Below are 12,349 nucleotides of genomic sequence, written 5' to 3'. Positions count from 1 at the left end.
TACTATGTACTTATTAAAATGCCAAACAGGTTTTAAAATAGCGGCTGTAGCAGCACTTACATTACTTACATCATTGGGTGCGCATGCAGCGCACCCAAACTTAGTAATTACTACTGATGACGTAAGTCATATGCGCCAAGCAATAGGCAGCGAAGGTAAATTTTCTACTGCGTTTGAGCTATTAAAAGCGCAAGTAGACGAACAAATAGCTCAACCAATTGCGGTACCTGTACCAAAAGATGGTGGTGGTGGTTATACACATGAACGCCACAAAAAAAATTATCAGCTTATGTATAACGCAGGCATCATTTATCAACTAAGCCAAGATGATAAATATGCAAATTACGTGCGTGATATGTTGCTTGAGTATGCAAAATTATATCCAACGCTTGGTCTGCATCCAAAACGTAAAATGGACTCGCAAAATCCAGGTAAGTTTTTTTGGCAAAGTCTTAATGAAGCAATGTGGCTTGTGTACACAATACAAGCTTATGATCTAATTCATGACTCGTTAAATGCCGATAACATTAAAACAATCGAGGATGACTTACTACGTCCTGTTTCGTTGTTCACATCAGTAGGCCAACCCTCTACATTTAATAAAGTACATAACCATGGAACATGGGCAACAGCGGGTGTTGGCATGGCTGGGTATGTATTAGGTGAACCTGAGTGGGTAGAAAAATCATTATACGATTTAGAAAAGTCGGGTAAAGGTGGCTTTATTAAGCAGCTAGAGATGCTGTTTTCACCACAAGGTTACTATAACGAAGGTCCTTACTATCAACGCTTTGCACTATTACCCTTTGTTACGTTTGCTAAAGCGATTGAAAACAACGAACCACAACGAAAAATCTTTGAATATCGCGATGGCATATTATTAAAAGCGATTGATACGACGATTCAACTTAGCTACAACGGTTTGTTTTTCCCAATTAACGATGCAATAAAAAGTAAAGGTATCGATACCATTGAGTTAGTTAATGGTGTAACGGCAGCATATGGCTTAACCAACGATGCGGGTTATTTAGATATTGCTAAGCAACAAGACCAAATAATTCTCTCTGGTGATGGACTAAAAGTAGCTCAAGCACTTGATAACAACATGGCAAAACCTTATTCGTTTAAATCTGTTGCCTTCGGCGATGGTAATGACGGTAAACAAGGTGCTCTAGTTGTAATGAGAACGCAGGTAGGTGGCGATCAAGCACTGCTATTTAAACCTGCTGCACAAGGCTTAGGTCACGGTCATTTTGATAAACTAACATGGCAGTTTTACGACCACGGTAATGAAATTGTCTCTGATTATGGCGCTGCACGTTTTTTAAATGTAGAAGCTAAATACGGCGGTCGTTATTTACCTGAAAACGAAACTTACGCTAAACACACTGTTGCGCACAATACGGTAGTGGTTGACGAAACAACGCATTTTAATGCAAATGTTGAAGTAGGAAATAGTAATTACCCTACACTTAACTTTTTCGAAACGAATCAATACGGCACGGTTTCAAGCGGCGAAATAAGCACAGCTTATATAGGCGTTGATCTTGAGCGTACGCTTGCACTTATTAACTTACCTGAACTACAAAGCACAGTTGCACTTGATATATTTGATGTTGCAGCAAATAAAGCACATCAGCTTGATTTGCCTTTGCATTATAAAGGTCAGCTTATAGATACCAGCTTTGAGCTAAAAGCAAATGCAACACAACTGTCTGCATTAGGTACTAAAAATGGCTACCAGCATCTATGGCTTAAAGCTCAAGCGCAACCTCAAAGTGGTTTAGCTAAAGTAACGTGGTTAAACGAAAATGGTCGCTTTTATACGCAAACGAGTTTGGTTAAAGGTGATGAGTCTTTTTTGTTTACTCAAATAGGCGCAAACGACCCTGATTTTAACTTACGCAACGAAAACGGTTTTATTCGTCGTGTTGAGGGTCAAAAGCATCATAAATTTATATCTGTATTAGAGCCTCACGGTGAATACAATCCAAGTAAAGAATATACGTTAGAAGCTGTTAGTAGAGTTACAAAGCTTGAATATAGTCAGCAGGGCGATTTAACACTTGTTGAACTTGATATTAAAGGCAAGTCATATTTAGTGGCTATTAATAAAGCACCAACCTCAGCTAAAAATACATTCAATTATCAAAATAAAGAGTTCACTTTAAATGGCCGATTAGGCGTTTATATGATGAACAATAATCAGGAGTAAATAGGATGCAAAAGCAAAGCGCAAACTTTTCATTTGGCAACGAGACCGAAATTGAAGATTTAGGAAATGGTCTAAAACGTCAAATGCTAGGTTATAACGAAGAGCTAATGGCTGTTAAAATTTGGTTTGAGAAAGGGGCTATTGGTTATAACCATGCTCACAGACATTCTCAAGTAACGTATGTTGTTGAAGGTGAGTTCCACTTTAACATTGATGGCGTAACTAAAATCTTAAAACCGGGTGATAGCTGCTTAATCCCACCATTTGCTGATCATGGAGCTACCTGCCCAACAGGCGGAATCCTGATTGATACTTTTAGCCCAGCGCGTGAAGACTTTCTTGAGGATTAATTATGCAACTTAAAGGCTTACGTTGGTGGGTTATAGCGCTAATTGCGCTAGCTACCATTATTAACTATATCGACCGTCAAGCACTTAGTGTGCTTTGGCCGGACATTGTTGAAGATTTATTTCCTGATGAATCAGCGCTAGAACGCAAACAAATATACGCTAATATTTCAATTGTGTTTGTATTTGCTTATGCATTTGGTCAAGCCATATTTGGTAAAATATTTGACTGGGTAGGCACACGCTTCGGTTTTGTTTTATCGATAGGTGTTTGGTCTATTGCAACCGTTGCACATGCATTTGCACAAGGTGTACTTAGCCTTAGTATTTTTCGCGCAATCTTAGGTGTAGCAGAAGCCGGTAACTGGCCGGGCGCAGCTAAAGGTAATGCTGAATGGTTTCCTACTAAAGAGCGTGCCTTAGCACAGGGTATTTTTAACTCTGGCGCTGCTATTGGCGGTATTATTGCTATTCCTTTAATTGCTTATTTAACTATCTACTTTAGCTGGCAAATGGTGTTTGTTTTTGTGGGCGTATTAGGTTTTCTTTGGTTAGTGCCTTGGTTAATTTTGGTTAAAGCGCCGCCTAGCTCTCATCCTTGGCTTACTGCCGAAGAGCGTGAATATATCTTAACAGGTCAAAGACGTGTTGATGATAATGGCGATGTAACAGGCGAAGAAGAAGAAGAATATAACCCTTCAACTGCTGAGTTACTTTCTCGTAAGCAAAGCTGGGGTGTAATTATTGCCTCTGCTGCGATTGACCCTATTTGGTGGTTATTTGTTTTTTGGATACCTATTTACCTAAACGAAGTATACGGCATGGATGTTAAGTCTATTGGTATATATGGTTGGGTACCTTATGTTGGCGCTATGTTTGGTGCTTGGTTTGGTGGCTTATTAGCTCAAAACCGACTCAAAGCCGGTTGGAATACAGATAAAACACGTAAGCTAACTATAACGCTGGGCTGTTTAATTATGTTACCTGCATTACTTGCAATGGCAAATCCAGGCGGACCAACGACAGCGGTACTAATTATGGCTGTTATATTATTTGGTTTTCAAACTGCAATTGGTAACGTGCAAACACTACCAAGTGATTTGTTAGGCAAAAAAGCTGTAGGTACATTATCAGGTTTCTCTGGTATGGCGGCAAAACTTGGTGCTGTAGGCCTTACATCGCTTGTGCCTATTCTTACTGCTGATGGTAATTATACGCCAGCATTTGTTATTGGTGCTTCTTTAGCCATTATAGCAATGGCAGCTGTTTGGATTTTAATTCCAAAAATAGAACCTCTTAAAAAGCCTCAATAATCTAGATAATAACTGCTATGCCAACATGTTTTGTATAAGCGCATAGCAGTTAACTACATAGGGTAACTTCCAAGATGAAAAATATTTACTTTATCGGTGAATGCATGGTCGAGCTTAGAGCTATGAGCGCAGCCACACTACACCAATCATTTGCAGGCGATGTTTATAATTCTGCAGTGTATTTAAAACGTTGCTTCCCGCAGGTTACTACTTCGGTTGTTACGGCTTTAGGTCAAGATAATTTAAGTAAAAAAATGCTAGAACGCTTTGAAAGTGAACAAATAAATACACAACTCGTATTTGCTCACGATACCAAAGTACCTGGCATGTATTACATAGAAACCGATGAGCATGGTGAGCGTAGCTTTATTTATTGGCGTAATGATTCTGCAGCTAAAAAGGTTGTCGATTTTTTAGATGCTGATGCACTCGAGCAGCTTAGCCAAGGTGATATGTTTTTCTTTTCAGGAATTTCATTAGCAATAATTGAAGAAAGTGCACGTGAGCATTTTTGGAAAGTTGTAGAGCAGCTCAAAGATGCTGGGGTAAAAATAGTTTTTGATCCTAACTACAGAGCGCGTTTGTGGAATAGTGTAGAGGAAACTAAAGAGCAATATCATTTAGCCTTTACGCTTGCAGATATTACCCTACCTGGCGTTGAAGATTTAACAACACTTTATGACGTTCATAGCGTAGAAGCGGTTGTTGAATATTTAAAACCTTACCAAATTGAAGAAATTGTTGTTAAAAATGGCCCTGAATCGGTAGTGACAAAAGAGGGCGATACGCTTCAAAGCCACACTATTGTACCGGTCAAAAACGTTGTAGATACAACATCAGCAGGCGATGCCTTTAACGGTGTTTATTTAGGTGCTCGTTTATCTGATAAATCAATTTCAAGTGCTGTACAACTTGCTGCAAAAGCCGCCGGTGCGGTTATACAACAGCCAGGCGCTATTGCTCCAAAAGATATATTTCAGCTAGCAATGGTTGAAGCTGGTATCTGATACCAATTTTATTAAAAACATGATCACCTTAGCGTATTAAATAACTCACTAACTACGTTAAAAATTATTTATATAGAACAACTATGTATCATAATTTTAGCCTTGTTATTGAGCTATTTTCTTGTCGCTATAATAGCTCATTAATTTAATGCAATTGGTATAACAAAATAATTAAACATTAAAGGCCGCCATACCTCGGCCGCATTACTTTTTATAAAGGAACAACGTTATGACTCGCTTTTCTGAACTTATGTCAGGACAAACACTGCTACCTATAATTCAAGCTGATACGCCAGAGCAAGGTGTTCAAATAGCGAAAGCTATGGCTAACGCTGGCCTTACTTTAGTTGAAGTAGTACTAAGAACAGAGGCTTCTTTAGAAGCATTAAAAGCTATTAAGGCACAAGTGCCAGAGCTAAAAGTCGGTGCGGGTACAGTCATAAATACTGACATTTTAGAGCAAGCACTTGAAGCGGGTTCTGACTTTATTGTAACGCCAGCGGTGTCTCCTGCGCTACTTACTGCTCTTGCTAAATGTAATGTGCCGGTACTTCCTGGTGTATCAAACACCGGTGATATTTTAATGGCGCTTGAATATGGCTTTGAAGAGCAAAAATTATTCCCAGCATCGCTTGCCGGTGGCGCTCCTTTTGTATCAGCTGTGTCGTCAGTATTTAGAGCAGTCAGCTTTTGCCCTACAGGCGGCGTTAGCGAAAGTAACAAAATGGACTATCTTTCTTTAAATAATGTATTCGCCGTTGGCGGTACTTGGATAGCGAAAAAAGAGTGGGTTGAACAAGAAAGTTGGCAAGCAATTACTGATTCTTGTATCCAGGCTTTAAAATAGAAAGGATTTCATAAATGAATTATTTAGCCCCAACAATACTGCCAGGCGTAATCGTTGGCGATGAAGTAAGTGCTGTGTATGAACATGCGCGTACTAATCAATATGCGTTGCCAGCGGTAAATGTTGTTAGTACAACATCTATAAATGCGACGCTAGAAGCTGCTAAAAAGAAAAACTCGCCCGTTATTATTCAGCTTTCTAATGGTGGAGCTCAATTTTTTTGTGGTAAAAGCTTATCTTTACCAGAGCAACAATCAGCAGTGCTTGGGGCGGTAAGTGCTGCAAGATATGTACATTCAGTGGCAGCACATTATGAAGTAGCAGTAATGCTTCATACTGATCACGCAGCTAAAAAGCTACTACCTTGGATTGATGGTTTGCTTGATGAAGGTGAAAGACACTTTGAACTGACTGGCAAACCACTGTTTAGCTCGCATATGATTGATTTGTCAGAAGAGCCTTTGGAAGAAAATATCGAAATTTGTGAACGTTACTTAACGCGTATGGCAAAAATAGGTATGACGCTTGAAATTGAGCTTGGCTGCACGGGCGGCGAAGAGGACGGTGTTGATAACTCACACCTAGACAGCTCTTCTTTATACACTCAGCCTGAAGATGTTGCATTTGCTTACGAACGTTTAAGTCGTATTAGCCCTAACTTTATAATTGCAGCGTCTTTTGGCAATGTTCACGGTGTATATAAGCCAGGAAACGTTGTTCTTACACCAACTATTTTAAAAGATTCACAAGCTTACGTATCAGAAAAATTTAATCTACCAAGCAACTCAATTAACTTTGTATTTCATGGTGGTAGTGGTTCTGAGTACGATAAAATTGCAGAGTCTTTAACCTATGGTGTAGTTAAAATGAATATTGATACCGATACGCAATGGGCGTGTTGGACAGGTATTTTAGACTACTACAAAGATAACCAAGCATACCTACAAGAGCAAATTGGTAACCCTGATGGGGATGATAAGCCAAACAAAAAATACTATGACCCTCGCGTATGGTTGCGTCATTCAGAGCAAAGTATGGTTGCAAGACTAGAGCAATGCTTTGACGATCTAAATTGTGTAAATAGGTATAGCGCATGAAAAGACTAAATACAGTATTAAAAGAAGACGGTGTAGATACCGATCTTATTTTACTTATTCGCACAATTTTAGCGACCAGTAAAGAAATTGCTTTTCGAGTAAGCCAAGGTGAATTAGCCGGTGTTTTAGGTTCAACATTGAATGAAAACATCCAAGGTGAAGTTCAAAAAAAGCTAGATGTAATTGCAAACCAACTACTTAAAGACATACTACTTGACGACAGCAGCGTTCGATCAGTTGCATCAGAGGAAGAAGATCATGCGGTAGGTGGCCATCCTGAAGGTAAGTTTATTGTTGCTTTTGACCCACTAGATGGCTCTTCTAATATTGATGTTAATGGGCAAATAGGCACTATATTTACTATTTACTTAGCCCGTGATGATGTTGCCTTCGACAGCGACGAGCAATTTAGTCAGCCTGGTGTAAATCAAGTATGTGCAGGCTATGTGTTATACGGCCCTTCATCATTACTTGTAATGAGTACTGGCGGTCCAACGCGTTGTTATACATTAGACTCAACGCATGGCGGTTATCTACTGACAAATAAGCAGTTAAGTGTGCCAGAGCTGAGTCGTGAATTTGCCGTTAATATGGCTAACTACCGTTATTGGGACGAACCGACACAAGTGTATTTTGATAAATTGCTTTACACCTGTGAAAGCTTTGAAAAAAGCTCAATGCGTTGGAATGCAGCGATGGTAGGCGACGTTCATCGTATATTATGCCGAGGCGGGTTATTTTTGTATCCGCAAGATAAACGCAGTGGTAACGATAACGGAAAAATAAGACTGCTTTATGAAGCAAACCCGTTAGCGCTTTTAGTTGAAAACGCAGGTGGTAAAGCAACCTCTAGAGGAACGCGTATTTTAGATATTGCGCCAACTAGCTTGCATCAACGTGTGCCTGTTGCTTTGGGCTCAAATGAGCCTGTAGAGTTTTATAATAACGCTATTTTATAAACCAGTACTTAATAAAAAAGGGGCAAGAAAATAGCCCCTTTTTTACCCTTATTTTTCATTCTCTCTGTAAATAATCCTTTTTATACAAATTCACTTCATTTCTTAATTTTCTTATAGTCTTCAAATAAGAATACTTCATATATATTAAATAAATCTGATTTACTTAACCCCATGTAAAACCAATTTTTTACTCTAAGGTTATGTATTTTCGCAGTAATTGTGCATGATTGAATTCAATTTTTGACCTGCGATAACAGTACAGGGTTAACTTTATGTTTATTTGTTGTTATTTAATTGGGTGGATATAGTGGAAAAAGTTATTTTATTATGGTTATATTACCAAGTTGGTTAACAATTTATTTGCAATTTAAATGAATTTGGTAATAAACGCATGATTTATTTGGTAACACACACAATAGATAACCAAATATTAAAACCATAAATTTGGAGAATAGAGCCACCATGAAATTAAAACATTTTGCGCTATGCGCTATTGCAGCTGCAATAGTTGGTTGTGACACAAACTCAAACAACAATGACAACAACTTGGGCTCTATTGCTCTTAGTGGAACTGTTACAAGCGGACAAACATTAACAGCTGAAGTTAGTGACCCTGATGGTATCTCAGGTGACGTGACTTACTATTGGTATGCAGATGGTGAGGCAATTACAGGTGCAAATAGCGCTTCGTTTACACTGACTGACGATCAGATAGGGTTACCAATTACAGTTCAAGGGCTTTATACCGATGATGGCGGTATCAATGAATCGCATATTACAGATCCAACCGCAGATGTTGCCGCAATCGCATTCCCTGCAAGTTTAACTATTACGGGCGACGCTCTAGTTGGTTCGCAACTAACAGCCAATGTAGCTGACGAAAATGGCTTTGATGGCGATACAGTAACTTATAAATGGTTTGCTGATGACATAGAGATTGCAGATGAAGCACTTTTAACGCTCACGTTAACAAACGCACAGTTTGGTACAGTTATAACAGTTAGTGCATCTTTTGAAGATAGCCGTGGGTTTAACGAGTCTGTGACTTCAACGGGTACAGAGGTTGTAGCACGAACAAACTCAGAAGGCGAAGTTACAATTAGTGGCACGCCAACCGTTGGTAATATATTAACAGCAGAAGTTGCTGATACCGACGGGGCAACAGGAGATATTACTTACCAATGGCTTGCTGACGCACAAGAGATAGATGGCGCAACACAAAGCACCTTTACAGTTGATGCATCACTTTTAGGTCAAAAGATAAGTGTTCAAGTTGCTTACACAGATGATAATGGATTTATCGAGGATAATACATCAGAGGAAACAATTGCTGTTTCTGCTGTTGCGGTTGACGAAGCCGGTAGCGTCGCCATTATGGGCGTAGCGCCTTATTTGACAAGTGGCGAGTTAACCGCTGAGATAACTGATAACAACGGTGTTGAAGAGGCAAACGTTACTTATACTTGGTCTGCTGATGGCGTTGAAGTAGCCGACAGTAATAGTAAAACATTTACACCTTCTGCTTACGCTGGCTCAATAATGTCGGTAAAAGCTACGTATACAGATAACGATGGTTTTGCGAGTGAGGTTACAAACTCACTTGATACATTGGTTTACACACAATTAGTTAGTAACCCTGAAGCACTCCTTGGTGCTATAAGTGGTGGTTTAGCTGATGGTGATGTTATTGGCTTAAACACCGGTGTTTATGCTGATATGGACGCAATTTTATTAACCAGTGCAGTAACGCTTCGCGCTGTAGAAGGTCAAACTCCTGTACTTAGCGGTGAAGTATGTGTGCATGTAGCTGCTGGAGTAGATGGCGCTGGATTAACAGGGCTTACCTTTAAGAATATAGATACTAAAACGGGTGCATTTTGTGAAGCCGAAGAAGGTGCTGTTATTTACTCAGAAGGCGATAACTTTACTTTTTCGCAAAACACGATGGATGGAGAAGAAGCTACACTCAATAACTCTGAATACCATTGGCTGATGATAAAAGGTCAAAGCGCGTTGGTTGAGCGAAATACATTCTCTAATCGAAATGTAGCAGAAAAAGGGTCTGTGATAAAAATATCATCATCAAGCTCTGATCACGTTATTCAATATAATTTATTTAGTGACAGTGATAATCCAAACTTTGATCAATCAAGTTTATACTTAATCAATGCAGGTAGTACAACGGGTAGCGGTGCAGCTGATAACGCAAACTTTACTATTCAGTATAACCGCGTAGAAAACTTTGTAACGGGTCGTCGTTTAATGCGTGTACAAACTTCTGGTGCAACCATCAAAGGCAATACAATCGTAAATCCTAATGGTGGTATTTCATTAGAAGATGGTGGATTTAATAGTGTTACAGACAACATTATTATTCGTACTACAGATATTGCAAGCTCAAGCGATAGACCTGCTGGCGTGATGATTACACCACTTGGTCACACCGTGAGTAACAACTATATTGCAGGTATTCGTTCTGGTAATAAAGAAGCAGGCGGTATTGTATTCACAGCTAACCCATTTTCGCAAGCTGACGGCGGTGTGCCAAATTCTGGTAACCAAGCTGTGCTTGATAGCGCTGGCGACTTTACACTAAATGTAACAAACAATACGGTTTTGAACTCACAGCAACCTATTGTATTTAGTACGGAAATTGGTTCTCGCGCTCCTGTTGGTGACTGTGATGAGTTAACCGCAGCGAATGCACCGGTACTATACGGCCTAACCAAAAATGCGTTTGTTATCAACTTTAATGGAAATTTAATTGCAAACGGTTTAGGCGATCAAACAGACGCAGATACAATAAACAGCAGTGCTACAACTCAAGGCCTATTTTACCCAAATACACTTGATAGTGACCATGCTTTTGAATATGACTGTGACTTAATTAATCATGATAGTTCGGTGCTAAGTAACAACTTTGGTTATATGGATAGTCGAGTATCAGGCGATGCAAGCGGTGACTGGGTTGAAATTAGAAAGCTAAACGGTAATGGCGCATTCGATACTGATGGTGCAATTGACCAAGACCCAGCAACTAATGGCAAAGAAGTACTTGAGTACGTTACAGCAACAAGTACGTTATTAGAAACTGACCCTGCAGGCCTTCAGGCAGAGGCGGGTGCTAAAGGTCTTCATTATATTCAGTCATCTGAAGTCGGTGTTGGATCTACATGGAAAATACAAAACGATTAAATAACCAATTAATCAGTTAACTTTTAAAAGCCCCAAATTTGGGGCTTTTTTATTATTTATGTCTCGTCCTGAAATGTGTTTACACATTTAGGATTTATTATGACCAAGTCAAATAATACACCGATCAAACGAACACAACGAGATTATTCATTAGGCTTTAAATTACAAGTTGTCGACGCTGTAGAAAAAGGCGATATGACTTATAAACAAGCCCAAAAAATTTATGGCATACAAGGTCGTTCTACCGTGCTTACTTGGTTAAGAAAACACGGTAAGATGGATTGGACTCAATCACCTAAGATAACTATGCCTACATCACCTAAAGCCAAAGAAAGTCCCGCTCAAAAAATAAAACGCCTCGAGCGAGAGCTTGAAGATGAGCACTTACGTAACCTGTTACTCAATGAAGTGGTTAATATCCTTGACGCTGAGCATGGAACAAGCCTTCGAAAAAAGTATATTGCCAAGGAGCAAGAAGCCTTCAAAAGCAAAAAATAGTTAGCTTAGAACGTGCTTGCATGCTGCTTGGTATAACGAGACAAGCGATATATCAACGAGAGAGCAGAGCTAAACTGCGTGCTATTGAACTAGCACCAGTTAAAGCGATGGTATTGGAAATACGACGTTTTATGCCGCGCTTAGGTGGAAGAAAGTTGTATTTTTTACTTAAACCAAAATTCATAGAGCGAGGCATAAGTTTAGGTCGAGACGCTTTTTTTAGTTATTTGAAAAATGAACGTTTATTGGTTAAACCTAAGCGTAGTTACATTAAAACTACTTTTAGTAAACATTGGATGAAAAAGCATCCTAACTTGCTAAAAGATGTGCAACCATCGCGGCCAGAAGAGGTTTTTGTAAGCGATATAACCTATGTTCAATCAGAGCAAGGTGTTCACTATCTATCGCTAGTAACTGATGCGTATAGTCGCAAAATTATGGGTTATGAACTCAGTGATGAAATGAAGGCGACAGATGTTGTTAAGGCATTAGATATGACAATCAATAATCGTCAGTATCAATGTAGTACGATTCATCATTCAGATAGAGGGTTGCAGTATTGCTCGCAGGTATATCAAATAAAGCTTAATGAAAATGGCATTATTCCATCAATGACCGATGGCTATGACTGCTATCAAAATGCACTGGCGGAGCGTATTAACGGCATATTGAAGCAGGAGTTCTTACTCTATAAATGCCAAAATCTAAAAGAGCTACGTGAACTCGTCGAAGAATCAATATTAATATACAATGAAATGAGGCCGCATTTGAGTTTGGGAATGAAAACACCAAACCAAGTGCACAAAAAAAGCCAGGAGCAAAAGCTACTGGCCTTCAATTAAAACCGTCAACGTATTTTAGGACGGGACAT

9 protein-coding genes are annotated in these 12,349 nt (G+C 39.3%); all 9 read left to right on the top strand.

Annotation, left to right across the window (positions count from 1 at the left end):
- Window positions 1-4: 4 nt before the first annotated feature.
- The 9 genes from GQR45_RS19625 (at window position 5) to GQR45_RS19585 (ending at window position 12,320) form a co-directional block, all read left to right on the top strand.
- Complete coding sequence (locus GQR45_RS19625; RefSeq protein WP_165726822.1) at window positions 5-2,215, top strand: heparinase II/III family protein; 2,211 nt, start codon at window positions 5-7, stop codon at window positions 2,213-2,215.
- Window positions 2,216-2,220: 5 nt separating this feature from the next.
- Window positions 2,221-2,565, top strand: coding sequence for a cupin domain-containing protein (locus tag GQR45_RS19620; protein ID WP_002962963.1), 345 nt, complete (start codon window positions 2,221-2,223; stop codon window positions 2,563-2,565).
- Between the two features lie 2 nt (window positions 2,566-2,567).
- Complete coding sequence (locus GQR45_RS19615) at window positions 2,568-3,875, top strand: MFS transporter (protein ID WP_165726821.1); 1,308 nt, start codon at window positions 2,568-2,570, stop codon at window positions 3,873-3,875.
- A gap of 74 nt (window positions 3,876-3,949) precedes the next feature.
- Window positions 3,950-4,882, top strand: coding sequence for a sugar kinase (locus GQR45_RS19610; RefSeq protein ID WP_165726820.1), 933 nt, complete (start codon window positions 3,950-3,952; stop codon window positions 4,880-4,882).
- A gap of 229 nt (window positions 4,883-5,111) precedes the next feature.
- Window positions 5,112-5,729, top strand: a complete 618-nt coding sequence (gene eda, locus GQR45_RS19605; RefSeq protein ID WP_165726819.1) for a bifunctional 4-hydroxy-2-oxoglutarate aldolase/2-dehydro-3-deoxy-phosphogluconate aldolase — start codon at window positions 5,112-5,114, stop codon at window positions 5,727-5,729.
- Window positions 5,730-5,743: 14 nt separating this feature from the next.
- Entirely contained in the window at window positions 5,744-6,826 is a 1,083-nt protein-coding gene (gene fbaA / locus GQR45_RS19600; RefSeq protein WP_007585332.1) for a class II fructose-bisphosphate aldolase, read from the top strand.
- Window positions 6,823-7,785 carry a class 1 fructose-bisphosphatase gene (locus GQR45_RS19595; RefSeq protein WP_165726818.1) on the top strand — a complete coding sequence of 321 codons (963 nt, stop codon included), beginning with the start codon at window positions 6,823-6,825 and terminating at the stop codon, window positions 7,783-7,785. The genes fbaA and GQR45_RS19595 overlap by 4 nt, the downstream gene beginning before the upstream one ends.
- 462 nt (window positions 7,786-8,247) lie before the next feature.
- The gene (locus GQR45_RS19590) at window positions 8,248-10,980 is read left to right on the top strand and encodes a poly(beta-D-mannuronate) lyase (RefSeq protein ID WP_165726817.1); all 2,733 of its coding nucleotides are present in this window, start codon (window positions 8,248-8,250) and stop codon (window positions 10,978-10,980) included.
- 99 nt (window positions 10,981-11,079) lie between these two features.
- Window positions 11,080-12,320 (top strand): IS3 family transposase gene (locus GQR45_RS19585; protein WP_240920078.1). Its coding sequence is split into 2 segments (ribosomal slippage): window positions 11,080-11,443 and window positions 11,443-12,320, totalling 1,242 coding nucleotides; the frame shifts between segments, so codons are not numbered across the junction.
- Window positions 12,321-12,349 lie beyond the last annotated feature (29 nt).

It is taken from the genome of Pseudoalteromonas sp. SA25 (genome assembly GCF_011378705.1).
GTDB classification, from domain to species: domain Bacteria; phylum Pseudomonadota; class Gammaproteobacteria; order Enterobacterales; family Alteromonadaceae; genus Pseudoalteromonas; species Pseudoalteromonas arctica.
The sequence above is the reverse complement of the archived record's forward strand: the minus strand, read 5'-3'. Positions and strand labels throughout refer to the sequence as shown.

Excerpts from the sequence above, each read along its gene's own strand:
- GQR45_RS19625 (WP_165726822.1), top strand. The coding sequence starts at position 5 with ATGTACTTATTAAAATGCCAAACAGGTTTTAAAATAGCGGCTGTAGCA.
- GQR45_RS19620 (WP_002962963.1), top strand. The coding sequence starts at position 2,221 with ATGCAAAAGCAAAGCGCAAACTTTTCATTTGGCAACGAGACCGAAATT.
- GQR45_RS19615 (WP_165726821.1), top strand. The coding sequence starts at position 2,568 with ATGCAACTTAAAGGCTTACGTTGGTGGGTTATAGCGCTAATTGCGCTA.
- GQR45_RS19610 (WP_165726820.1), top strand. The coding sequence starts at position 3,950 with ATGAAAAATATTTACTTTATCGGTGAATGCATGGTCGAGCTTAGAGCT.
- eda (WP_165726819.1), top strand. The coding sequence starts at position 5,112 with ATGACTCGCTTTTCTGAACTTATGTCAGGACAAACACTGCTACCTATA.
- fbaA (WP_007585332.1), top strand. The coding sequence starts at position 5,744 with ATGAATTATTTAGCCCCAACAATACTGCCAGGCGTAATCGTTGGCGAT.
- GQR45_RS19595 (WP_165726818.1), top strand. The coding sequence starts at position 6,823 with ATGAAAAGACTAAATACAGTATTAAAAGAAGACGGTGTAGATACCGAT.
- GQR45_RS19590 (WP_165726817.1), top strand. The coding sequence starts at position 8,248 with ATGAAATTAAAACATTTTGCGCTATGCGCTATTGCAGCTGCAATAGTT.